Annotated in this window: 19 protein-coding genes; 2 read left to right on the forward strand and 17 right to left on the reverse strand. The window is 72.4% G+C overall.

What is annotated here, in order from left to right; translation table 11 throughout:
• Positions 1-242 precede the first annotated feature (242 nt).
• Both ileS and ACYVOM_RS07550 read left to right on the forward strand, forming a co-directional pair.
• Positions 243-3,389 carry an isoleucine--tRNA ligase gene (gene ileS / locus ACYVOM_RS07545; RefSeq protein ID WP_460302510.1) on the forward strand — a complete coding sequence of 1,049 codons (3,147 nt, stop codon included), beginning with the start codon at positions 243-245 and terminating at the stop codon, positions 3,387-3,389.
• Positions 3,390-3,485: 96 nt separating this feature from the next.
• Positions 3,486-4,115, forward strand: coding sequence for a DUF1707 SHOCT-like domain-containing protein (locus ACYVOM_RS07550; protein ID WP_460302511.1), 630 nt, complete (start codon positions 3,486-3,488; stop codon positions 4,113-4,115).
• Between the two features lie 93 nt (positions 4,116-4,208).
• Here the strand turns inward: ACYVOM_RS07550 and ACYVOM_RS07555 are convergent, their stop codons facing one another.
• The 17 genes from ACYVOM_RS07555 to rsmH all read right to left on the reverse strand — a co-directional run bounded on the left by ACYVOM_RS07555 (position 4,209) and on the right by rsmH (position 23,908).
• Complete coding sequence (locus tag ACYVOM_RS07555) at positions 4,209-5,654, reverse strand: hypothetical protein (RefSeq protein WP_460302512.1); 1,446 nt, start codon at positions 5,652-5,654, stop codon at positions 4,209-4,211.
• Between the two features lie 250 nt (positions 5,655-5,904).
• Positions 5,905-6,789: a DivIVA domain-containing protein gene (locus tag ACYVOM_RS07560; RefSeq protein WP_460302513.1), complete on the reverse strand. Its 885-nt coding sequence runs from the start codon at positions 6,787-6,789 to the stop codon at positions 5,905-5,907.
• 71 nt (positions 6,790-6,860) lie between these two features.
• The gene (locus ACYVOM_RS07565) at positions 6,861-7,139 is read right to left on the reverse strand and encodes a YggT family protein (RefSeq protein WP_460302514.1); all 279 of its coding nucleotides are present in this window, start codon (positions 7,137-7,139) and stop codon (positions 6,861-6,863) included.
• Positions 7,140-7,187: 48 nt separating this feature from the next.
• Positions 7,188-7,682 (reverse strand): cell division protein SepF, encoded by a 495-nt coding sequence (locus tag ACYVOM_RS07570; RefSeq protein WP_460302515.1) that lies wholly within the window; start codon positions 7,680-7,682, stop codon positions 7,188-7,190.
• Between the two features lie 84 nt (positions 7,683-7,766).
• Positions 7,767-8,468, reverse strand: coding sequence for a YggS family pyridoxal phosphate-dependent enzyme (locus tag ACYVOM_RS07575; protein WP_460302516.1), 702 nt, complete (start codon positions 8,466-8,468; stop codon positions 7,767-7,769).
• Between the two features lie 21 nt (positions 8,469-8,489).
• Positions 8,490-9,779: a cell division protein FtsZ gene (gene ftsZ, locus ACYVOM_RS07580; protein ID WP_460302517.1), complete on the reverse strand. Its 1,290-nt coding sequence runs from the start codon at positions 9,777-9,779 to the stop codon at positions 8,490-8,492.
• Between the two features lie 190 nt (positions 9,780-9,969).
• A complete protein-coding gene (locus ACYVOM_RS07585) occupies positions 9,970-10,719 on the reverse strand; it encodes a cell division protein FtsQ/DivIB (protein ID WP_460302518.1) in 750 nt (249 codons plus the stop codon).
• 68 nt (positions 10,720-10,787) lie between these two features.
• Entirely contained in the window at positions 10,788-12,176 is a 1,389-nt protein-coding gene (gene murC, locus ACYVOM_RS07590) for a UDP-N-acetylmuramate--L-alanine ligase (protein WP_460302519.1), read from the reverse strand.
• Positions 12,177-12,222: 46 nt separating this feature from the next.
• A complete protein-coding gene (murG, locus tag ACYVOM_RS07595) occupies positions 12,223-13,311 on the reverse strand; it encodes an undecaprenyldiphospho-muramoylpentapeptide beta-N-acetylglucosaminyltransferase (RefSeq protein ID WP_460302520.1) in 1,089 nt (362 codons plus the stop codon).
• Between the two features lie 55 nt (positions 13,312-13,366).
• Positions 13,367-14,632 carry a putative lipid II flippase FtsW gene (gene ftsW, locus ACYVOM_RS07600; protein WP_460302521.1) on the reverse strand — a complete coding sequence of 422 codons (1,266 nt, stop codon included), beginning with the start codon at positions 14,630-14,632 and terminating at the stop codon, positions 13,367-13,369.
• Positions 14,629-16,020 carry a UDP-N-acetylmuramoyl-L-alanine--D-glutamate ligase gene (gene murD, locus ACYVOM_RS07605; RefSeq protein WP_460302619.1) on the reverse strand — a complete coding sequence of 464 codons (1,392 nt, stop codon included), beginning with the start codon at positions 16,018-16,020 and terminating at the stop codon, positions 14,629-14,631. The genes ftsW and murD overlap by 4 nt, the downstream gene beginning before the upstream one ends.
• Positions 16,020-17,096 (reverse strand): phospho-N-acetylmuramoyl-pentapeptide-transferase, encoded by a 1,077-nt coding sequence (gene mraY / locus ACYVOM_RS07610; protein ID WP_460302522.1) that lies wholly within the window; start codon positions 17,094-17,096, stop codon positions 16,020-16,022. Before mraY ends, murD begins: the two co-directional genes overlap by 1 nt.
• Positions 17,093-18,487 (reverse strand): UDP-N-acetylmuramoyl-tripeptide--D-alanyl-D-alanine ligase, encoded by a 1,395-nt coding sequence (locus tag ACYVOM_RS07615; RefSeq protein WP_460302523.1) that lies wholly within the window; start codon positions 18,485-18,487, stop codon positions 17,093-17,095. Before ACYVOM_RS07615 ends, mraY begins: the two co-directional genes overlap by 4 nt.
• Positions 18,484-19,983: a UDP-N-acetylmuramoyl-L-alanyl-D-glutamate--2,6-diaminopimelate ligase gene (locus tag ACYVOM_RS07620; RefSeq protein WP_460302524.1), complete on the reverse strand. Its 1,500-nt coding sequence runs from the start codon at positions 19,981-19,983 to the stop codon at positions 18,484-18,486. Before ACYVOM_RS07620 ends, ACYVOM_RS07615 begins: the two co-directional genes overlap by 4 nt.
• A gap of 63 nt (positions 19,984-20,046) precedes the next feature.
• Positions 20,047-21,774 (reverse strand): peptidoglycan D,D-transpeptidase FtsI family protein, encoded by a 1,728-nt coding sequence (locus ACYVOM_RS07625; RefSeq protein ID WP_460302620.1) that lies wholly within the window; start codon positions 21,772-21,774, stop codon positions 20,047-20,049.
• Between the two features lie 236 nt (positions 21,775-22,010).
• A complete protein-coding gene (locus tag ACYVOM_RS07630; RefSeq protein ID WP_460302525.1) occupies positions 22,011-22,958 on the reverse strand; it encodes a hypothetical protein in 948 nt (315 codons plus the stop codon).
• Positions 22,955-23,908, reverse strand: coding sequence for a 16S rRNA (cytosine(1402)-N(4))-methyltransferase RsmH (rsmH, locus tag ACYVOM_RS07635; protein ID WP_460302526.1), 954 nt, complete (start codon positions 23,906-23,908; stop codon positions 22,955-22,957). Before rsmH ends, ACYVOM_RS07630 begins: the two co-directional genes overlap by 4 nt.
• Positions 23,909-24,076 lie beyond the last annotated feature (168 nt).

Genomic DNA, 24,076 nt, shown 5'->3' on the forward strand with positions numbered 1-24,076 from the left:
TACGGCACCGCTACCCCTACAATCGTTGCAGTCGTCGGCAAGGCAGTGATGGGGCCATCACCCCGGAGCCGCCGGAAGAACAGCACCGCGGATCGCCTCCCGGGCCCAGTAGAACCGGCAGCCGGACTGAACGAAGTGGATCATGCCCGGGCGCCGGGCGTGGTCAAGAGGGGTGGTACCGCGGCCTTCGGGTCGTCCCTTCAGAACTCGTGATCAGCCCAGTTCTGAAAGGTGCGACCACCGTGTCCTTCCGTCCTCTGCCCGCCCAGGTGGATCTGCCCGCCCTCGAACGCGACCTGCTGAGCCGCTGGCAGGACGAGAAGATCTTCCAGCGCTCCCTCGACCGTAACGCCGACGGCCCCCAGTGGGTCTTCTACGAGGGCCCGCCCACCGCCAACGGCATGCCCGGCGTGCACCACGTCGAGGCCCGCGTCTTCAAGGACGTCTTCCCGCGCTTCAAGACCATGCAGGGCTTCAACGTGCCCCGCAAGGCCGGCTGGGACTGCCACGGCCTGCCCGTCGAGGTGGCCGTCGAGAAGGAGCTCGGCCTGTCCGGCAAGCCCCAGATCGAGGCCTACGGCATCGCCGAGTTCAACGAGCGCTGCCGCGCCTCGGTCATGCGGCACACCGACGCGTTCGAAGAGATGACCGAGCGCATGGGGTACTGGACGGACCTCGCGAACGCCTACCGGACCATGGACCCGTCCTACGTGGAGTCCGTCTGGTGGTCGCTCAAGGTCATCTGGGACAAGGGCCTGCTCTTCCAGGACCACCGGATCACCCCGTACTGCCCCCGCTGCGGCACCGGCCTCTCCGACCACGAGCTGGGCCAGCCCGGCGGCTACGAGACGGTCTCCTCCCCCTCGGTCTACGTGCGGATGCCCGTCACGTCCGGCCGCTTCGAGGGCAGCGACCTGCTCATCTGGACCACCACCCCGTGGACCCTCGTGTCCAACACCGCGGTCGCCGTCCACCCGGACGTCACCTACGTGGTAGCGGTCAAGGACGGCGAGAAGCCGGTGATCGTCGCCGAGCCCCTGCTGGAGAGCGCGCTCGGCGAGGGCTGGACCGCCCGCGAGTCCTTCCCCGGCACCGAGCTGGAGCGCACCCCCTACTCCCGGCCGTTCGAGCTGGTCGAGATCCCGGGCGCGCACTTCGTCCTGCTCGCCGACTACGTCACCGTCGAGGACGGCACCGGCCTCGTCCACCAGGCCCCCGCCTTCGGCGCCGACGACCTCCAGACCTGCAAGCGCTACGGCCTGCCCGTCGTCAACCCGATCGGCCCGGACGGACGCTTCACCGAGGACGTCCCGATGGTCGGCGGCGTCCTGTTCAAGGAGGCCGACGAGCGGCTCACCGAGGACCTGCGCGAGCGCGGGCTGCTGTTCCGCGGCACCCACTTCGAGCACAGCTACCCGCACTGCTGGCGCTGCCACTCGGCGCTGCTGTACTACGCGCTGCCCGCCTGGTACATCCGCACCACCGAGATCAAGGAGAAGCTGCTCCGCGAGAACGCGGGCACGAACTGGTTCCCCGAGACGATCAAGGAGGGCCGGTTCGGCGAGTGGCTGCGCAACAACGTCGACTGGTCGCTGTCACGCTCGCGGTACTGGGGCACCCCGCTCCCGCTGTGGCTGTGCCCGGACGAGCACGTCACCTGCGTCGGCTCGCTGAAGGAGCTGTCGGAGCTGGCCGGCGAGGACCACTCCGAGCTGGACCCGCACCGCCCGTTCGTCGACGACGTCACCTTCCCGTGCCCGGTGTGCGCGCAGACCGCGACGCGGGTGCCGGACGTCATCGACGCCTGGTACGACTCGGGCTCCATGCCGTTCGCCCAGCACGGCGCGCCCTACACGAACCTGCCCGAGTTCGAGGCCAACTACCCGGCCCAGTTCATCTGCGAGGCCACCGACCAGACCCGCGGCTGGTTCTACTCGCTGATGGCCGTCGGCACGCTGGTGTTCGACAAGTCCTCCTACGAGAACGTGCTGTGCCTCGGCCTGATCCTCGCCGAGGACGGCCGCAAGATGTCCAAGCACCTCGGCAACGTCCTGCAGCCGATGCCCCTCATGGACCGCCACGGCGCCGACGCGCTGCGCTGGTTCATGGCCTGCTCCGGCTCCCCCTGGGCGGCCCGCCGCGTCGGCCACGCCGCCCTTGAGGAGATCGTCCGGAAGGTCCTGCTGACCTACTGGAACACCGCGTCCTTCTTCGTGCTGTACGCCAACGCCGCCGCGGCGCAGGACGGCGCGTGGACCCCGGCGCGGCTCGCCGAGGCGCCCGCCCCGGCCGACCGCCCGCTGCTGGACCGCTGGGCGCTGGCCGAGCTGCACCGCACGACCGCCGAGGTCACCGCGGCCCTCGAGGTCTTCGACACCCAGTCCGCCGGACGCCGCCTCACCGAGTTCGTCGACGACCTGTCGAACTGGTACGTCCGCCGCTCCCGCCGCCGCTTCTGGGAGGGCCCCACGACGCCGGAGAACAGCTCGGCGTTCGCGACCCTGTACGAGTGCCTGGAGACCCTCACCCGGCTCATGGCGCCGCTCGTGCCGTTCGTCACCGACCACGTCTGGGACGTGATCAAGCCCGAGGGCGCGCCGGAGTCCGTCCACCTGGCCGCATGGCCGAAGGCCGACCCCGCGCTCCTCGACGCCGACCTCACCGCCCAGATGGCGCTGGTGCGCCGCCTGGTCGACCTCGGCCGGGCCGCGCGCACGTCGTCGGCGGTGCGGATCCGCCAGCCGCTCGGCCGCGCCCTCGTCGGCGCCCCGGGCTGGGCGGCGCTGCCGGAGGCGCTGCGCGCGCAGATCGCCGAGGAGCTGAACGTCGGCGCGTTCGAGGACCTGTCGTCGATCGGCGGCGACCTCGTCGAGTACGAGGTCAAGCCGAACTTCCGTGAGCTCGGCAAGCGGTACGGCAAGCAGACCCCGCTCGTCGCCAAGGCCGTCACCGCCGCCGACCCCGCCGCGCTCGTCGCGGGCGTGCGGGCGGGCGGGTACGCCTTCGAGGTGGCCGAGGTCGGCGCGGTCGAGCTGGGCGCGGGCGACGTCATCGTCACCGAGCGGCCCCGCTCGGGCTGGGCCGTGGAGTCGGCGGGCGGCGAGACCCTCGCCCTCGACCTGGAGATCACGCCGGAGCTGCGCCTGGCGGGCCTCGCCCGTGAGGCGATCCGGATGATCCAGGACGCCCGCAAGCAGTCCGGCCTGGAGGTCACCGACCGGATCCGGCTCGTCTGGACCGCGTCCGACGCCGACATGGCCGCCGCCCTGCGCGCGCACGGCGGCGAGATCTCCGGCGAGGTCCTCGCCGACGCCCTCGACGAGGGCGCGGCCGAGCCGACCCACACCGACGCCGACCTGGGCCTGGCGTTCAGCCTCACCCGGGCGTGATCACTCGGGGTGGGCCCCTAGGGGTCCACCCCGGCATTTCCCCCATCCGGCCCCGAAGGGCTTGGGGGCGCCGCGGGGCTGGGTCATAGTGGAGGCGTGGAACTCGACAAGAAGCCGGACCTGCGCGCCTCCGACGCCGACCGGGACGAGGTGGCGGAACTCCTGGGTGCGGCCATGGCCGAAGGCCGCCTCAGTCCCGAGGAGCACACCGAGCGGCTGGAACTGCTGTACGCGGCCAAGACCTACGCCGAACTCGCGCCCCTCACCGCCGACCTCCCCCGCGACCGGTCGGCCGCCCGCGTCTCCCTGCGCAAGGAGGAGCCGGCCGCTCCGTCCGCGCCGCTGGCGCGCCCGTCCTCGACGATCACCTGCATCCTGTCCGGGGTCGAGCGCAAGGGCCGTTGGCTCGTCGATCCCGTCACCACGGTCACCTGCGTCCTGGGCGGCGTGGAACTCGACTTCCGCAACGCGGTCCTGACGCAGCGCGAGGTCGTCGTGAACGTCAACTGCATCCTCGGCGGCGTCGACGTCACCGTGCCGCCCGGCGTCCGCGTCGAGGTCGACACGACGGCGGTCCTGGGCGGCGCCGAATACCCCGAGAACGACACCGTCGACCCGGACGCCCCGTTGATCCGCTTCACCGGATTCATCCTCCTCGGCGGCCTCAGCTTCAAGCGCAAGGCGCTCAAGGGGGACAAGAGCGGCAAGAAGAAGTACGGCTTCTGAAAAGGGGACACGAGCGGCCCCCGGCCCCGCGCCGTGGAACGTGAAGAGCCCCATGCCTGTTCGGCACGGGGCTCTTCGCGTGTTCGGGGCGGGTCAGACCGCGGGCTCCTTGTCGGGCTGGCACACCAGGCACGGGGTGCAGCCACGGTCCTTGGCCTCATCGCGGGGCAGGGACTCCAGGTCCTCGTCGTCCTCGCCGATGTCCTCGATCAGGGCGCAGTCGGGCCGGTGGTAGCGCTTGGTGCCGGACAGGATCCGCACCAGCGGGCCCTCGGCCGCGGACTCGGCCGAGTCCGTGTACGTGGCCGAGTCCTCGGCATCCGCGGCGGGCTCCGCCTCGGCGGGCGCGTCGTCGGACTCCCGCGACTCCGGAACGCTGATCGCGACGGGCTCGGCGACGATCTCCTCGGCGGGAGCGGGCACGACCGGCACGACCGCGACGGGCCCCTCCGGATCGGGCTCCGCCTCGGGCTCCGGCTCGGTGTCCAGGACCCGGACGGTCCGGTTGACCGGCTCGGCCGCGACGGGCTCGACGACCCGCTGCCAGTGGCCGTCGCTCTGCTCGGGCACCTGCTCGCCGGCGGCGGGCTCGTCGGCCACCGGGTAGTCCTTGTCGAGCGGGCTCGGCGGGAACTTGGCGGGCACCCAGTCCGTCACGGTGTCCTCGACCGGCGACGGGGCGGGCAGCGGCGCGGGCGCCGGATCCGCCGGGGTGCTCCACCTGTCGACGGGCTCGGTCCGCTCGGCCCTGTCGGCCGCGCGAGGCGTGGCGTCGCCGCCGAACGGCGAGTCCGCGTAAGGCGCGGGGAACTCGGCGCGGGTGCGATCGCTGCGGGAGAAGTCACCGCGGGAGAAGTCCGGAGAGGAGAACTCCGAAGGAGAGAACTCCGAAGGAGAGAACTCGGTGGACGAGAACTCGGTGCGGGTGAACTCGCCGCGCCGGGTCTCGGCCGCCGCGAAGGGCTCGGCGCGCCGCGCGTCCTGCTCGCCTTCGAGGCCGGAGGGTGCATCGCCGGAGTCCGCCGGACCCGCGGTGGCGCGCGCCGCCAGTGCGGTGTCCGGCAGACAGGCGGTGCAGGGGCTGAACCCCTCCTCCTGCGCCTCGACGTAGGTGAGCTCCTCGGTCTGGCGGCCGGCGAGCTGCCGGCAGCTGTCGAGGTGGTAGCGCTTGCGGCCGGGCACCACGTGCACGATCGCGTCCTCGGGGACCTGGCCCGAAGGCATCGGGAAGGCGAACGGGGTCGCCTCCTCGCGCTCCTCCGGCTCCTCCTCGACGGTCCTGGCCGCGGCCCGCCGTGCGGCCCTGCCCGGCTGGCGGGACTTGGGCGCCGCGGCGCGGGCGGGCGCAGTGCCGAACAGCTCCTTGCGGCGGAGGAAGACCCCTATGGCCAGGCAGAGGAACGACACGATGCTGACGGCTATCGAGATGTACATCAGCTGCAGCCCGTGCAGTCCCAGGACCGCCTCGTCCTGCACGACTATCCCCGCCACCAGCAGCGCGATCGCACCGATCACGAGCAGGCCACTCAGGATGATCACTAGGTCTCCCTAACTCCCCGGTCCCCGGTCTCGCGGCGGCGCCTCGTGCCTCGCACCGAACGCGGACGGACCCCTCATCGGGCGGGACCACCGCCGTGCGCAGCACCCTATCGCGGGACGGCCCTGTCACACGTCAGGCAGAAGAATGCCGTGTCCGCGGAAGGCCACATCGCCCACCGACGGACACGTCCGTCCTCTGCGAGTGAAACATGCTCAACCCGTCGACGAGGGTCATCTCGCCGGAGACGCGTCAGCGCCGGTCCTGCGGCGGCTCGCCCACGTGGAACGCACCCGTGCCGCCGTGCTGGGCGGGCTCGGACGGGGGCGGGAACGGGGTCGGGCCGGTCACGACGGGCGCGGACTGCGTGGCCCCGGCGTGCGCGGGCACGGCCACGGGCTGCTGGGGTCCGGTCAGCGACGGCTGGAACGTCTGGGCGTCGGCCTCCAGCTCGCGCAGCTGGCCCTCAAGGTAGGCCTTGAGGCGGCTGCGGTACTCGCGCTCGAACGCGCGCAGGTCGTCGACACGGCGCTCGAGCTCCTCGCGCTGCTGCACGAGCGAGCCCATGACCTGGCGGTGCCGCTCCTGGGCGTCGCGGTCGAGCTGCTCGGCGCGCGAGCGGGCCTCGGAGACGATCTGGTCGGCCTGGCGGCGCGCCTTGCCGAGGATGTCCTCGGCCTCGCGGCGGGCGCGGCCGAGGTGCTCGTCGGCCTCGCGGCGCGCGTCGGCGATCGCCTGGTCGGCGGTCTGCTGGGCCAGCGCGAGGACGCGGGCCGCGGTGTCCATGTTGTCCTCGGTGGACGGCCGCGGGTTGATCTGCTCGGCGGCGTGCTGCGTGAGGCCCATCATCGGCTCGACCTGCTGCGGCTGCATCGGCGGCTGCTGCTGGAGCATCGGTTCGGGCATCGGCGGCGCGAGGTCGGGCTTGGGCTCCACGATCGGCGCGGCCATCGCGGGGACCTTGCCGCGCAGGCACTCGGCCAGCTTGGCCCGCAGCTCTTCGTTCTCCTGGATCAGACGGTCGAGCTCGGCCTCGACCTCATCAAGGAAGGCGTCGACCTCTTCCTCGTCATAACCGGGCCGCAGCCTGGTCGTACTGAACTGCTTGTTCCGCACATCCGCGGGTGTCAGCGGCATGTTGGTCTCCTTGGCGCGCTTGGAGTCTGTCCACAGGACGGTATCCGATCAAAGTCCCACGGCGAAGACGATCACCTCGTCAGTACGCTGACCACCCTGATGAGGATCAAGACGATCAGGAACAGCACCATGAAACTCAGGTCGAGACTCACGTTACCCAATCGCAACGGTTTGAAGATACGCCTCAGCCGCACGAGGATCGGCTCGGTGATCGTCCAGATCGGTTCGGCGAACAGGAGGACGACTCCCTGGGGCCGCCAAGGCTGCCTCGACGTGCTCTCCGCATACAACTTGAGGTAATCGAGGATCAACCTGCCGATCAAGACCAGCAGGAACAGATACAAGATCACCGTGAGAACGGCTCCAACGACTGTCACGGACACTCTCGCATGTGGCTGTCAGCTTTGGTTGAAGAATCCGCGTTCTGCCATCCTCGCCTTGTCTTCGGCGGTGACCTCGACATTGGCGGGGGACAGCAGGAACACCTTGTTAGTGACGCGTTCGATGCTCCCGTGGAGCCCGAAGATGAGGCCGGCCGCGAAGTCGACGAGACGCTTCGCGTCGCTGTCGACCATCTCGGTGAGATTCATGATCACCGGAGTGCCTTCACGGAAGTGCTCACCGATCAACCGTGCCTCGTTGTACGTCCTTGGATGAAGCGTAGTGATACGCGTCAAATCGGGCTCGGGGGCCCGGGTGCGCTCCTGCGTCGGAGCGGGGGGTTCGGAGGCGAGCTGCGCGGTGGCGTCGTCCTCGACGGGCAGCCGGCGGCGCGGGACGGCGGCGGCCTCGGGGGCCTCCGACTCCTCGTAGTCCTCATAGTCGTCGTAGTCGTAGCGGTCGTCCTCGACGAGGCCGAGATAGACCGCCATCTTGCGCATCGCGCTGGCCATGGACCCCTCCGATCCGAAATCCCGTCCAGAGTGTCTGGTTTCAACCCTCTTGTCGGACGGCGTCCGCTACCTACAGGGCGGACATTACCCGACGATTGCCCGTCTGCCGCCGAGCAACGCCGTACCGATGCGGACGTGTGTCGCACCACAGGCGATCGCCTCGTCGAGGTCCCCGCTCATGCCCGCCGAGACGATCCGCGCCCCGGGGTGATCCGCGCGCACCGCGGCGGCGATCTCGGCGAGCCGGGCGAAGCCCGGCGCCGGGTCCTCCCCCAGCGGCGCGACCGCCATGACGCCGCCGAGCTCCAGCCCCGGAGCCGCGGCGATCGCCTCGGCAAGCGCCGGGACCTCCACGGCCCTGGCCCCGCCGCGCCCGTCGGCGTCCGGCGGGTCCAGCGAGACCTGGACGAGGCAGCGCACCGGCTCGGGACGCTGCGCCGCCTCGGCGGAGAGGGCCGCGACCAGCCTCGGCCGGTCCACCGAGTGGACGATCGAGGCGTAGCGCAGCACCGACTTCACCTTGTTGGTCTGCAGCCTGCCGACGAAGTGCCAGGTGAGCGGAAGATCACCGCACTCGGCGGCCTTGGGGGCGGCCTCCTGGTCGCGATTCTCCGCGACGTCCAGCACGCCGAGCCCGGCCAGCAGCCGGACGTCGGAGGCGGGGCGGGTCTTGGTCACCGCGACCAGCGTGATCTCGGACGGGTCGCGCCCGGCCTTGCCGCACGCGGACGCGATGCGCTCCCGAACACCGGCCAAGGCGTCCGCGAGTTCCTGTGCACGAGTCATCGTCCTGTTTCGGGGAGGGGCTTACTTCAGGAAGTCCGGCACGTCGATGTCCTCTTCGAACTCGACGGGCTGCATGCGCCCGCGCCGCACCGGCTCGCCGCCGAGGAAGCGATCCACCCGGGTCACCGCGGGCGGCTCCTGCGCCGGCCGCGGCACCTTAGGGTGCGCCGCCTCCGACTCGTCGTCCTCGGGGGATTCGGCGACAGGCTCGGACGCCTTCTCCGCGACGGGCTCCGGCGCCTTCTCCGCCGCGGGGGCGGGGGCGGGGTCGGGAACCGCGACCGGGTTGGTCGCCTCGACGGCGACGGTCGGCCGTGGCGGGGGCGGCGGCAGTTTCTTGGCCTCCGGCTCCGGCGCCGGCTGCTGGAGCTCGTCGAAGCCCGCCGCGATCACGGTGACGCGCACCTCGTCGCCGAGCGCGTCGTCGATGACGGCGCCGAAGATGATGTTGGCGTCGATGGCCGCGGCGTTGGACACCAGCTGCGCGGCCTCGTTGATCTCGAACAGGCCGAGGTCGGACCCGCCGGAGATGGACAGCAGGACGCCGTGGGCGCCGTCGATGCTGGCCTCCAGCAGCGGGCTGGAGATCGCCATCTCGGCCGCGGCCACCGAGCGGTCGTCGCCGCGGGCGGAGCCGATGCCCATCAGGGCCGAGCCCGCGCCGGACATGACGGACTTGACGTCGGCGAAGTCGAGGTTGATCAGACCCGGGGTGGTGATGAGGTCGGTGATGCCCTGGACACCGGACAGGAGCACCTGGTCGGCCGCCTTGAAGGCGTCCAGGACGCTGACCTGCCTGTCGGAGATCGACAGCAGCCGGTCGTTGGGGATGACGATGAGCGTGTCGACCTCGTCGCGCAGGGTCTCTATCCCCGCCTCGGCCTGCATCGCGCGGCGCTTGCCCTCGAAGCTGAACGGCCGGGTGACCACACCGATGGTCAGCGCGCCGAGGGAGCGGGCGATGTTCGCGACGACGGGCGCGCCGCCGGTGCCGGTGCCGCCGCCCTCACCCGCGGTGACGAAGACCATGTCGGCCCCCTTGAGGACCTCCTCGATCTCCTCGCGGTGGTCTTCGGCGGCCTTGCGGCCGACGTCGGGGTTGGCGCCCGCGCCGAGGCCGCGGGTCAGCTCGCGGCCGACGTCGAGCTTGACGTCGGCGTCGCTCATGAGCAGCGCCTGCGCGTCGGTGTTGATCGCGATGAACTCGACGCCCTTGAGCCCCTCTTCGATCATCCGGTTGACGGCATTGACACCGCCGCCGCCGATGCCGACGACTTTGATGACCGCGAGGTAGTTCTGCGGTGCTGCCACGGTGAGGGGCCTTTCCGCTAGCTTGTTGTTCGGACTAACCTTTACCCTCTACTTGAGGCTTACAGTTATGTAAACCTGAGAGCTGCTAGGGACAGTAGGGCCGCCCCCCATCAGGGTCAACTAACGGCGTGCCGAGGAATTCGGCGTGTCGTAGTGCGCGACGCTCGCCCCGATTCGCGAGAATTACCGATCATCTGGTAGTGACCACTCCCGGGACGCTCACATCTATCGTCCCGGCCGCCTTTCCCGCTTTCGAGGAAAGCACGGCCTCCAGCAGTCCGATCTTCTCCGAACCGCGCTCCGCCGCACCCCAGACCACGACCAGGCCCCCGTCCAGGCGCAGCACGACGTGCTCGGCGCCGGGCACCTCGACCTCGGTGAGCCGGGCCCGCCACGCGTCGGGCAGCTCGCGCAGCACCGCGAGGCCCGACCGGGTCGCCGGGTCGCCCGCGCCGGGCGCGGCCACCACGAGTTCCGGCAGATGGCCCGGTTTGCGCGGGCCGGTGAGAACTGTCACACCGAACCGGTCGAGCTGCGCGTAGCCGCCCTCCCCCGCTACGACCGCGACCGGGACCCGTTCGACGACGCGCAGGACGAGGGTCGTCGGCCAGGACCGCTCGGCCTTCACCGACTCCACCTCGCGCACCGCGGCGATCCGCCGTTCCACCGCGCCCGCGTCGAGGCGCGCCATCGGGGTGCCGATGGGCACCAGCGCCGCGTCCAGCACCTGCTTGCGGGTGAGCAGCGAAAGGCCTCGCACCTCCACGTCGCGCACGACCAGCAGCCGCGAGCCGAGGACCACCCACACCGCCGCGCCGATCAGCCCGGCGAGCAGCAGGACCACGAACAGCGTCTTCCACCGGTCGCGGCGCTGCGGGTGCGCGGGCGGCTCGGCGGGGGGCACGGGACGGGTCCGGGCGGGCGGGGGCGTCTGCGGCATCTGACGATGATGGCCCGCCCGACGTGCCGGGTCGGTGCCCGACACGCCCGGATCGGGCCCGCGCGGGGTCAGGACAGCAGGCCGAGGATGGCCGGGCCGAGCGTGGTGACGTCGCCCGCGCCCGCGGTGATGACGACGTCGCCGGGCCGGGTCAGCGCGACGACCTCGGCGGCGGCGGTGGCGAAGTCGGGCAGGTAGTGCACCTCGGGGCCGGCCGGGACTGCGTCGGCGATGAGCCGCCCCGTCACGCCGGGCTCAGGGTCCTCGCGGGCGCCGTAGACGTCGAGCACCACGGCCACGTCGGTGGCGCCGAGCGACTGCCCGAACTCGGCGGCGAAGAAGCGGGTGCGGCTGTAGAGATGCGGCTGGAAGACGGTGACGATCCGGCCCCGGCCGGTCTCGCGCACGTAGTCGCGGGTGGCCGACAGGTCGGCGGTGAGCTCGGTCGGGTGGTGGGCGTAGCTGTCGAAGACCTGGACGCCGCCCGCCTCGCCCTTCAGCTCCAGCCTCCGGCGCGCTCCCCCGAACTCCGCGAGGCCCTTCACGACGGCGCCGGTATCGGCGCCGAGCGCGGTCGCGACCGCGATGACCGCCGCGGCGTTGAGCGCGTTGTGGCGGCCCGGGACGGACAGCGCCACCTCGCCGACGCCCGGCACCTGGAAGGTCGAGCCGAGACCGCGCGGGGTGAAGCCGGTGACGCGCAGGTCGGCGTCCTCGGCCTCGCCGTAGGTGATCACCCGGGGGGCCGCCGCGGCGAGCTCGCGCACGACGGGGTCGTCGATCCCGGCGACGAGGACGCCGCCCGGCTCGATCCGCTCGACGAACCTGGCGAAGTTGGCCTTGACCTCGGCGAAGCCGCCGTAGTTGTCGAGGTGGTCGGCCTCGACGTTGGTGATCACCGCGACGCGCGGGGTGTACATGAGGAAGGAGCCGTCGCTCTCGTCGGCCTCGGCGGCGAACACGTCGCCGCTGCCCTCGTCGGCGCCCAGGCCCGTGGTGACGAGCTGGCCGCCGATGCAGTACGACGGGTCGAGCCCGGCGGCCTGGAGCGCGACGGTGAGCATGGACGTGGTGGTCGTCTTGCCGTGGGTCCCGGCGACGGCCACGGCCCGCCGCCCGGCCATGAGCGAGGCGAGGGCGGCGGCGCGGTGCAGGACGCGCAGGCCCCGCGCGCGGGCCTCGACCAGCTCGGGGTTGGTCTCGCGGATCGCGGTGGAGACGACCACGGTGTCGGCGTCGCCCAGGTGGGCGGCGTCATGGCCGACGTGGACGCGGGCGCCCAGGTCGCCGAGTTCGCGCAGGATCTCGGAGTCCTTGGCGTCGCTGCCGGAGACGGCCATGCCGCGGGCCAGCATGATCCTGGCGATGCCGGACATGCCGGCGCCGCCGATCGCGATGAAGTGGACGCGGCCCAGCCGATCGGCGGGGACTGCGTCGACGGGGCTGACCAGGCTCAACGGCTTTCTACCTTCTGCATCTCTTCGGACCTGTCGGCGCGCCGGGCTATCTGCCCGCGCGGACGACCTCGTAGACCATACGCGCGAGGGTCGCGTCGGCGTCGCGGCGGCCCATGGACGCCGCGGCCTCCGACATCTGGACGACCAGGTCGGCGTTCTTCAGGATCGGCAGCACGTGGTCGACGATCCACTGCGGGGACAGCGCGCCGTCCTCGACCATGATCCCGCCCCCGGCGTTCACGATGGGCGCGGCGTTAAGGGCCTGCTCGCCGTTGCCGATGGGCAGCGGGACGTAGGCGGCGGGCAGTCCGACCGCCGACAGCTCCGCGCACGTCATCGCGCCGGAGCGGCACATGGCGAGGTCGGCGGCGGCGTAGGCGAGGTCCATCCGGTCGCAGTACGGGATGGTGACGTACTGGGGCTCGCCGGGCCGGCCGGGCTCGGCCTCCTCGGTGTTCTTCTTGCCGACGATGTGCAGCACCTGGACCCCTGCGGCGCGGAACGCGGGCGCGGCGGCGACCGCGGCCCGGTTGAGGGAGCGGGCCCCCTGGGAGCCGCCGAAGACCAGCAGGGTCGGCAGGTCGGCGTCGAGGCCGAAGTAGCTGCGGGCCTTGTCGCCGATGGCGAGCCTGTCGAGTTCGGCGATCTGGCGGCGGATCGGGATGCCGACGAACTGGGCGTTCGGCAGCGGGGTGTCGGGGTGGGAGACCGCGACGTGGTCGGTGAAGCGGGCGCCGAGCTTGTTGGCGATGCCCGGCTTGGGGTTGGCCTCGTGCACGACGATCGGGACGTGCCTGCGCCGGGCCGCCAGGTAGGCGGGGCTGGCGACGTAGCCGCCGAACCCGACCAGGACGTCGGCGCCGGTGCGGTCCAGGACCCCCGCGGCCGCGTTGATCGCGCTGTTGAGGCGGCCGGGCACGGCCAGCAGCTTCGGGGTGAGCGTGCGGGGCAGCGGGACGGGCGGGATCAGCGCCAGCTCGTAGCCGCGCTGCGGGACCAGGGTCGTCTCCAGGCCGCGCTCGGTGCCGAGACAGGTGATCCGGGTGGACGGGTCCATCCTCCGGAGCGCGTCGGCGAGGGCGAGCGCAGGCTCGATGTGACCGGCGGTGCCGCCACCGGCGAGAACAACCCTCATGACGCGACGACCTTTCTGGCGGGAGATCCCGGGATCTCGGACGGGGGGTTGGGGTTCATCTGGACCGGCCCAGACCCAGCCAGCTTAGAGCGCGGGCGGCCGGTCCGGGGCCACGTGCGGCGAGAGCCTGCCGGGCACCCGGCTCTCGTTTGGCGAAGGACAGCAGGACGCCCAGCCCGATGAGCGTCGGGATCAACGCGGAACCGCCGTAGGAGACCAACGGCAGCGGGATTCCGGTAATGGGTAGGACGTTGATCACCGCCCCGATGTTCACGATGGCCTGCACGACGACCCAGGCGGTGACGCCGGTCGCGGCCAGGCGCATGAACGGGTCGCGCACCCGCCGGGCGACGCGCAGCCCCGCGTAGGCCAGCAGGCCGAACAGGGCGAGGACGGTGAGCGTCCCGACCAGGCCGAGTTCCTCGCCGAGGACGGCGAAGATGAAGTCGGTGTCGCCGTGCGGCAGGTACTCCCATTTGGCGCGGCCCTCGCCGAGGCCGGTGCCGAAGACGCCGCCGGAGCCGAGCATGTAGAGGCCCTGGTTGCTCTGGTAGTTGCTGCCGAGGGGGTCGCCGGTGGGGTCGAGGAAGCCGGTGAGGCGCTGCATGCGGTAGGGCTCGACCACGATCAGGATGCAGGTGAGCAGGACGACCAGGCCCATCATCCCGACGAACAGCCGGCTGGGGGCGCCGATCACCCACAGCAGCGCGAGAAAGATCGTGAAGACGACGAGGGTGGTGCCGAGGTCGTTGCCGAGCATCACCAGCAGGACGAGGATGCCCGAGCCGGGCAGCAGCGGGATGAGGAGCTGCCGCCAGTCGTTGAGCATCCGCAGCTTGTCCTTGCGGGCCAGGAGGTCGGCGCCCCACAGCACCAGGCCGAGCTTGGCCGGCTCGGACGGCTGGAGCTGCAGGCCGCCGCCGAAGCTGAGCCAGCGGGTCGCGCCGTTGACGTTCTGGCCGAGGCCCGGCACCAGGACCAGCGCGAGCGCGAGGACCGACAGCAGCAGGATCGGGTAGGCGGCCACCCGGAAGAACCGGGGCGGCAGCATCGCGGTGACGGCCATGAGGGGAAGGCCGATCGCCACCCAGGTGGCCTGCTTCTGCAGCAGCGTGAAGGCCGAGCCCGTCGACTTCAGCTGGTTCACCGACGACGCCGACAGCACCATCGTCAGGCCGAGCGCCAGGAGCAGCAGGGTGCAGCCGATCACCAGGTAGTAGGAGGTGAGCGGCCGGTCCAGCAGGCCGAGCGCGTGCGCGACGTGGGCGCGGGGCCCGCGGCGGGCCCCGGTCTCCGGCTCCGGGCCGGTCGCGGTGCTCACGCGTCCGGGCTTCCGCCGTCCCCGGGGCCCGCGAGCCGGTGCACGGCCGCGGCGAACGCGTCACCGCGCGCCCCGTAGTTCGCGAACATGTCCATCGACGCCCCCGCCGGGGCGAGCAGCACGGTGTCGCCCGGACGGGCGAGCCGGGCGGCTTCGGTCACCACGAGATCCATCGCACCAGTGTCGGTCGCGGCGACGTCTGAGACCGGGACATCCGGGGCGTGTCGCGCCAGCGCGTCGGCGATCTGGGCGCGGTCGGCGCCGAGCAGGACCGCGCCGCGCAGCCGCGGCGCGGCCTCGCGGACGAGATCCTCGACGTCGGCGCCCTTGAGGAGGCCGCCCGCGATCCACACGATGTGCTCGTAGGCGGCCAGGGACGCCGCCGCGGCGTGCGGGTTGGTGGCCTTGGAGTCGTCGACGTAGGCGACCCCGTCGACCTCGGTGACGAGGGCGATGCGGTGCGGGTCGGGCCGGAAGGCGCGCAGGCCCTCCCGGACGGCTCCGCAGGGCACGCCCAGGGCTCTGGCCAGGGCGGCCGCGGCGAGGGCGTTGGCCACGTTGTGCGGGGCGAAGGGGGCCACGTCGGACAGGGAGGCGAGCTCCTCGGCCGAGCGGACCGGGTCGTCGGTGGTGGCCCGGTCGACCAGGAGGTCCTCGACGACGCCGAACTCTCCGGGCGCGGGGGTGCCGAGGGTGAACGCCTGGGCGTCCGGTCCGGCGAGCGCGACCGTCACGGGATCGTCGGCGTTGCAGACCCGGACGGTGCCGGGGCCGTAGATCTTGGCCTTGGCCGCGCCGTAGGCGTCCAGGGAACCGTGCCAGTCCAGGTGGTCGGGCGCGATGTTGAGGATCACCGAGGCGGCCGGGGCGATGCTGGACGACCAGTGCAGCTGGTAGCTGGACAGCTCGACCGCGAGCACGTCGTGCCCGGCGGTGACCGCCTCGACGATCGGCTCGCCGACGTTGCCGACGGCCGCGGCGTCCAGTCCCGCGGCGCGCAGGATCGAGGTGAGCATCCGCACCGCGGTGGTCTTGCCGTTCGTGCCGGTGATCGCCAGCCAGGGGGCCGCGCCCTCTTCGGGGCGCAGCCGCCAGGCGAGCTCCACCTCGCCGATGACCTCGACCCCCGCCGCCGCCGCGGCGGCGAGCAGGGGCGCGGTCGGCTTCCAGCCTGGCGAGGTGACGACGAGGCCGGTGCCCTCGGGGAGGGTGTCGCCGTCCCCGAGGCGGAGCCGGACGCCGACGGCCTCCAGCTCCGCGGCCCCGTCGACCTCGGTTCGGGCGTCCACGCCGGTGACGACGGCCCCGCGTCCGGCCAGCACGCGGGCCGCGGCCCTGCCGGAGACGCCCAGGCCCGCGACGACGACGGGAACGTCCTTGAAGTCCATTACTTCGGCACCCACTCCAGGTAGAACAGTCCGACGCCGGCGGCCACGCACAGCCCGCAGATCAGCCAGAACCGGACGACGATCGTGGTCTCGGCCCAGCCGGACATCTCGAAGTGGTGCTGGAGCGGCGCCATCTTGAACAGCCGCTTGTTCTGCCCGAGCAGCCTGCCGCTCAGCTTGAACCAGCCTACCTGCAGGATCACCGACATCGTGATCAGCACGATCAGGCCGCCGAGGATCGCCAGCAGGATCTGGGTGCGGGTGGTGATGGCCAGGCCGACCAGGACGCCGCCGAGGGCCAGCGAGCCGGTGTCGCCCATGAAGATCTTGGCGGGGGGCGCGTTCCACCACAGGAAGCCGAAGCAGGCGCCGAGCACGGCCGCGGCGACGACCGCGAGGTCGAGGGGGTCGCGGACCCAGTAGCAGTGCGGCTCCAGGAAGCTCTGCGTGCAGCTCTGGCGGAACTGCCAGTTCCCGATGATCACGTACGCGGCGAGGATCAGGCCGACGGTGCCCGAGGCGAGGCCGTCGAGGCCGTCGGTGAGGTTCACGCCGTTGGACACGCCCTGGATCAGGATCAGCGCCCAGAGCACGAACAGGTACGGGCCGATGTTCGGCCCGAAGTCGCGCAGGAACGAAAGGTAGGTGTCGGCCGGCGTGATGGTCAGCGCGTTGGGGAACTGGAGGCACCCCACCGCGAAGATGACGCCGACGATGACGATGCCCGCCGCCTTGGCGCGGCTGCGCAGGCCGAGGCTGCGCTGCTTGAACACCTTGATGTAGTCGTCGATGAACCCGACGACGCCCAGGCCCGTCATCAGGAAGAGCACGAGGCCCGCCGAGATCGTCGGCCGGGTCCACGTGATCAGGTGCGCCGCGGCGTACCCGAGCAGGGACCCGACGACGATGACGGTGCCGCCCATCGTGGGGGTGCCGCGCTTGCTGAGGTGCGTCGCCACACCGTCTTCGCGGATCATCTGGCCGTAGCCGAGGCGCACGACCAGGCGGATCCACAGGGGGGTGCCGAGCAGGCCGATGAAGAGGGCGATCCCGCTCGCCAGGATTACGTTGTTCACGCCGAAGCCTCCGGGGGGGCGTCCGCGAGCAGTGCCTGGGCCACGCGTTCCAGGCCGGCGACCCGGGAGCCCTTGACGAGCACCACGTCGCGCGGCCCGAGCCGTTCGCCCAGCACGGCCACGGCCGTACCGACGTCATCCACCTGTACGCACTCTCCGTTCCATGTCCCGATCCGCTTCGCGCCCTCCAGGAGGGGAGCCGCGTCCGGGCCCACCGCGATGAGACCGGCCACTCCGGTCCGCGCGGCATGTTGTCCGATCTTCTCGTGTTCCGCAACGGAGTCGGCGCCCAATTCGGCCATATGGCCGAGTACCGCGTAAGTCCGCCGCCCGTCCGCCATTCTGGCGAGCGCGTCGAGGGCGGCGCGCACCGACTCGGGATTGGCGTTGTAGGCGTCGTTGACCACGGTCAGGCCGTCGGGCCGGTGGGTGACCTCCATGCGCCAGCGGCTCACCTGCTCCGCCTGCGACAGCGCCTGTGCGACATCCGTCACGGCGAGGCCCGCCGCCCGCGCCGCCGCCGCGGCGGCCAGCGCGTTGGAGACGGCGTGCGCGCCGTGCAGCCGCAGGGTCACGGGGGCGGAGCCTTCGGGGGTGACGAGGGTGAAGGACGCCCTGCCCTCGCCGTCGTAGGTCTCCGCTTCCGCGCGCACCTCGGCCGCGGGGTCCCGGCCGTAGGTGACGACCTGGGCGGCGGTCCGCGAGGCCATCGCCGCGACGAGGGGGTCGTCGGCGTTGAGCACCGCGGTGCCCGAGGCGTCGAGCGCCTCGACGAGCTCGCCCTTGGCCCGCGCGACGGCCTCCCGCCCGCCGAACTCGCCCAGGTGGGCGGTCCCGACGTTGAGGACGACGCCGATGCCCGGCCTGGCGATCTCCGTCAGGTACCGGATGTGGCCGACGCCGCGCGCGGCCTTCTCCAGGACCAGGTAGCGGGTCTTCTCGTCGGCGCGCAGGACCGTCAGGGGGTGGCCGATCTCGTTGTTCAGCGACCCGGGCGGCGCGATGGTCGGCCCGGCGGCGGCGAGCACCTGGGCCATGAGGTCCTTGGTGGAGGTCTTGCCGGACGAGCCGGTGACGCCGACGACGGTCAGCCCGGGCAGCTCCGCCAGGACGCCCCGGGCGAGGCGGCCGAGCGCCTCGACGACGTCGGGGACGACCACGGTCGGGATGCCGGGCAGCGGCCTCGCGCCGAGCACCGCGACGGCGCCCCGCTCGACGGCGGCGGGCGCGAAGTCGTGGCCGTCGGCCCGCTCGCCGGGCAGCGCGACGAACAGCGCGCCGGGCTCGGCGAGCCGCGAGTCGATGACTACGGGTCCGGTGACCTCGGCCGGGCCGCCGTGCGGCGCACCCCCGGCCAGCTCCGCGATCCGCTCCAGGGAGAGTGTGATCACTGCCGCTCCCTGATCGCCTTGGCGAGGACCTCGCGGTCGTCGAACGGGATGACGCGCCCTGCCACGTACTGGCCGCTCTCGTGGCCCTTGCCCGCGACGACCAGGACGTCGCCGCGCCCGGCCCGGGAGACCGCCAGCGCGATCGCCGCGGCCCTGTCGGGCTCGATGACGAGGTGGGCGCGCTCCTTCTCGGGGACCTTCAGGGCCCCCTCGACCATCGCCGCGAGGATCTCCAGGGAGTCCTCCGAGCGCGGGTTGTCGTCGGTGAAGACGGCGAGGTCGGCCAGGCGCACGGCGGCCTCGCCCATGAGCGGCCGCTTGCCCTTGTCGCGGTCGCCGCCGCAGCCCAGCACGATGACCAGCCGCTCGGCGGTGACCGGGCGCAGGGTCGTCAGGACCGCCTCGACCGCGCCGGGCTTGTGCGCGTAGTCGACCAGCGCCGCGAATTCCTGGCCCTCGTCGACCCGCTCCATCCGGCCCGGCACGCCGGGCATCAGCGCCACGCCCGCGACCGCGCGCTGGAGCGGCAGCCCCGCCTCGACCAGGGCGACGATCGCGCCGAGGGTGTTGGCGATGTTGAACGGCCCGGCCAGGCTCACCTGGGCGTCGGCCTCGATGCCGAGCGGCCCGACGATCCGGAAGACGCTGCCGTCGGCGCCCATCCGGACGTCCTCGGCCCGCCAGTCGGCCGACCTGTCGCCCGACGGCGAGTAGGTGGTGATGGGCACGCCCGCGCGGGCGACCAGCTCGCGCCCCCACGGGTCGTCGGTGTTGACGACGCCGACGCGGCTGCGCTGCGGCGTGAACAGCGCGGCCTTGGCGTTGAAGTAGTCGCGCATCGTCGGGTGGTAGTCGAGGTGGTCCTGCGACAGGTTGGTGAACAGCGCCACGTCGAAGACGGCGCCGCCGACCCTGGCCTGGTCGAGGGCGTGGCTGGAGACCTCCATCGCGATCGCGCCGATGCCGCGCTCGCGCGCGGTGGCGAGGATCGCGTGCAGGTCGGTGGCCTCGGGGGTGGTGAGCGACGACGGCATCCGCTCGCCCGCCATGCGGGTCTCCACGGTGCCGATGACGCCCGCGGGCAGCCCCGAGCCCTCCAGGCCGGCCTCAAGGATGTAGGCGGTGGTGGTCTTCCCGCTGGTCCCGGTGACCCCGATCAGCAGGAGGCTCTTCGCCGGATCCCCGTAGACGTAGGCGGCGGCTTCGCCGAGCACCGGCCGGACCGCGCGGACGACCAGGACGGGCAGGCCCGTCTCGTGGGCCTCCGCGGCGCCCTCGGCGTCGGTGAGGATCGCGGCGGCGCCGGCGTCGGCGGCCTGCGCGGCGAACCGGGCCCCGTGGAACCGCGCCCCGGGGAGTGCGGCGTACAGGTCTCCCGGCTGGACCTGGCGGGAGTCGTGCGTGATCCCGGAGACCTCGCCCTCACCCGGCCACTGCACCCCCAGCCGCTCGGCGAGGCCGGTCAGAGACCGCGCCGGATTGCTCGAAGGACGCATCTGGTAACTCTCTCGTGCGGACATTGCTCTGTGGGACGCCGGAGGCATCCCCCCGGTTGGCGGTCAGTCGGCGAACATCTTCAGCGACGGCGCGACCGTACCGGTCGGCGGCACCTTGCGGGACTTCAGGGCGAAGGACATGACCTTCTGGAAGACCGGGGCGGCCGTATCGCCACCGTAGTACTTCTTCTTGGGATCTTGCAGCACGACCTGGACGACGAGCTGCGGATCATCGGCCGGAGCCATGCCCGCGAACGACGCCGTGTACCCCTTGTAGCCGCCCGCCTTCTCCACGTAGCGCTCGGCGGTCCCGGTCTTGCCCGCTACCCGGTATCCCGGGATCCGCGCGGCGGGTGCGGTGCCCTCCCGGCCCACCGCGCCCTCCAGCATCCGGATGAGCTGGTGGGCGGTCTCCTCGCTGACCACCCGGCGGCTGCGGGGCGCGGCCGCCGCGGTGAACTCGCCCTCCTCGTCGAGGGTCCCGGCGATGAGGGTCGGGGTGACCCGCACCCCGCCGTTGGCGATCGTGGCGTAGACGCTGGCCATCTGGAGCGAGTTGACCGACACCGTCTGGCCGAAGGAGATCGGGTACCTGTCGGTGCCGCTCCAGCTCGACGGCGGGTGCAGCAGGCCCGGGGTCTCCCCCGGCAGGCCGACGCCCGTCTCCGTGCCGAACCCGAACGCGGTCAGGTAGCCGTACAGCTTCTCGTCCGAGAGGTTCTGCGCCGCCAGGATCGTCCCGACGTTGCTGGACTTGGCGAGAATGCCGCCGAACGTGATGTTCTTGTAGGTCTCGTGCTCGTGGGAGTCCTTGAACTTCTTGTCGTACTCCCAGATGTGGTCCGGGACGTCAAAGGGGGTCTCCGGCGTGACCAGGCCCTCTTCCAGCAGCCCGGCGGCCGTGATGATCTTGCCGGTGCTGCCCGGCTCGAACGCCTCTTGGACGACCCGGTTCTGCAGCTCGCCGGAGCTCGCCTTCGCGAACTCGTTCGGGTCGAACGTCGGCATCGAGGCCATCGCCAGGATCTTGCCGTCCGGGGTCATCACCACGACGGTCCCCGACTCGGCCTTGTACTCCTTGACGGCCTCGGCGAGGGCGGTCTGCGCCTCCCACTGGATGTCCTGGTCCAGGTACAGCCGCAGCCCCCGGCCGGGGACCGGGTCCTGCGTCTGGCCCTCGCCCATCGGGATGTGCTGGCCGTCGCCCGCGCTGATCTCCACCCGCTGCCAGCCGGCCACGCCCTTGAGCAGCTTGTTCTGCGCGTACTCCAGCCCCGCGCCGCCGTCTCCCGCCTGGTTGACGAACCCGATGACGTTCGCGGCGACCGCGTCCGACGGGTAGGACCGGCGGGACTCCGGCACCACGCCGATGCCCTTGTAGCCGAGCGACAGCACGAGCCGCCCCTTCTCGGGGGTGACCGAGTGGGCCAGCACGACGTACCGGGAGTTCGGCGTGCTGACGGCGTCGAGCACGTCCTGCACGTCGAGGCCGAGCATGGACGACAGGCGCGCGGCGACCTCGGTGCGCCTGGCGGGCTCGATGAGCGACGGGTCGGCGAAGACGCCCCTGGCCTCCTGGGTGAGCGCGAGGGGGCGGCCCGCGGCGTCGGTGATCGTGCCGCGGGTGGCGGGCAGGTCGATCTTGCGCAGCCGCTGGCTGATCGCCAGCTCCTCGTACTTCCCGGAGTCGATGCCCTGGAGCTGCACGAGCCGTCCGGCGAACAGCGACAGCACGAACGCGATGATGAGCAGCCCCGCGTTCAGCCGCTTCATCGGCTCCTTGAGCCGCATCGTCTGGCGGCGGCGGGGCGGGGGGCGCCGCGGCGGGCGCGGCCGGGGCTGCTGGGTGCGCGGCCGGGCCTGCTCCCGGTCCCCCTGCTGGGCCCGGTCCTGGGTCCGTGCGGGCCGACGCGTCCCGCGGGGATCGGGCAGGGTGCCCGCGCCGCCGCCGGGGCGGCGGCGCGGTGCGGCCGGACGGGGTCTGCGCCCCGGCGGGACCGCCCCGCCGGGGGTGCGCGGGCGGTCCGTCACCGCTCCCCCGCGGCCGCGGGATCGGTCGGGACGCCCTGCTGGGTGCCGGTGTAGCCGGGGATGCCGTCGCCGGGGACGATCGCGCCGGGCACCCCGATGACGCCTGCCGCCGCGGCGGCAGCGGCGGCCGCCGACGGGACGGGCCGCTTCTTGCCGCCCGTGACGGTGCCGTCGACCGGGTCGACGAACGCGAGCTGCTCCGGCTGGACCATGCCCTCGTTCTCCGCCTTGGCCGCCAGCCGCTCGGGCGCCTCCTCGCGGGCGATGTCCTCGACGAGCTGCTGCTTGTCCTGGATCAGCTGCCGCTCGCTCTTCTGGAGGGCGCTGAGGGTGAACGAGTCGCGGGCCAGCACGGTGTTGAGCACGAGCAGGCCGACCAGCGCCCCGCCCATGAGGCAGAGCACCAGCAGCACGAACGGGGCCCGGGGCCGTCCGTCGCGCGCGGGTGCCTTCGGCCTCGTGGACCTGGGACGCGGGGCTTTCTCGGGCGCCTTGCTCGGCTTGGAAGGTCTATCCGGCTCGCCAGGCTTGTCCGGACCCGGACCCGGCCGCGCGGGGCGCGGATCGCGGACGGGCGCACGGCGACGCGGCGCGGCGCGGCCGGGCGCGGGGTCGGCGACGGTCGTGGTGGCGCCCTTCGCGGCGCCCTTCCGCTCGGCCCTGCTCACCCTGCCCGTCTTGCCTGCCTTGTCCGCCGTGCCTGTCTTGACCGTCTGGTCGGCGGTCTCGACGGACGTCTTGTCGGCCTTGCGCGTCGCCTTCCGGGTGGTCCTCCCGGCGGCGCCCGCGGCCTCGGCCGCCTTGCGCGCCGGGACGGGCCGGGACGCGGCGTCCTCGGCCGGCGCCTTGCCCGTCTCGGGGCGTGCGGCGGCGGGGGCCTCCTCCCGCCGGGCGGGACCGGTCCCGCGACGGCCGCGCGGGCCGCCCCGCTCGATCGTCGTCATGAGTCCTCCCGGATCCGCTCGGCGGCGCGGAAGCGGACCGAGGCGGCCCGCGGATTCCCGGCGATCTCCGCCTCGGTGGCCTGCTCTCCGCCCCTGGTCAGCAGGCGGTACGTCGGTTCCATCCCGGGCAGCGGCACGGGCAGCCCGGGCGGGGTGTGGTCGGTCACGCGGTCGGCTATGACCCGCTTGGTGATCTTGTCCTCCAGCGAGTGGTAGGACAGGACGGCGATCCTGCCGCCGACCGACAGCGCGTCGAGCGCGGCGGGCAGCGCCCGCTCCCACACCGCGAGCTCGCTGTTGACCTCGATGCGCAGCGCCTGGAAGGTGCGCTTGGCGGGGTTGCCGCCGGTGCGCCGGGCGGCGGCCGGGATCGCGGCGCGCACCAGCTCGGTGAGCCGCATGCTGCCGGAGAACGGCTCCTTCTCACGCTCGCGCACGATCGACGAGACGATCCGCTGGGCGAACTTCTCCTCGCCGTACACGCGCAGGATCCGGACGAGGTCGCCCGGCGGATAGGTGTTGAGCACCTCCGCCGCCGTGACGCCGCGCGTCTGGTCCATCCGCATGTCGAGCGGCGCGTCATAGGAGTAGGCGAAGCCGCGGTCGGGTTCGTCGAGCTGTGGCGAGGACACCCCCAGGTCGAACAGGACGGCCTGGATGTTCGGCTCGCCGAGCCGCGCCAGCACCGAAGGCAGCTCGTCGTAGACGGCGTGGACCAGCGTCACGCGGTCGCCGAACCGGGCGAGCCGCTTGCCCGCCCGCTCCAGCGCGACGGTGTCGCGGTCCAGCCCGAGCAGCCGCAGGGAGGGGAAGGCGGTCAGCATCGCCTCCGCGTGCCCGCCCATGCCGAGCGTCCCGTCGACATAGAGCGAGCCCGGTGCCCCCACCGCTGGCTCAAGCGTCCGCAGGACGCGGTCAAGCAGTACCGGAACGTGTCCGGGATCGATCATGGTGGTACTCCCCCACGGCAGCCGACCGCTCGCGGTCGATCGGACATGCGCCCGGGGCGGGGTTTCGCCCGGCCAGGTCCCCAACCGCTTGCCCTGAGGAAGGGCCACCTGGCGCCGGGGAAGCTGCGCCAGCTGGCGGGGAGAGCGGGTGGAGACCTGGCCGGACGG

The organism is Actinocorallia aurea, from assembly GCF_054783995.1.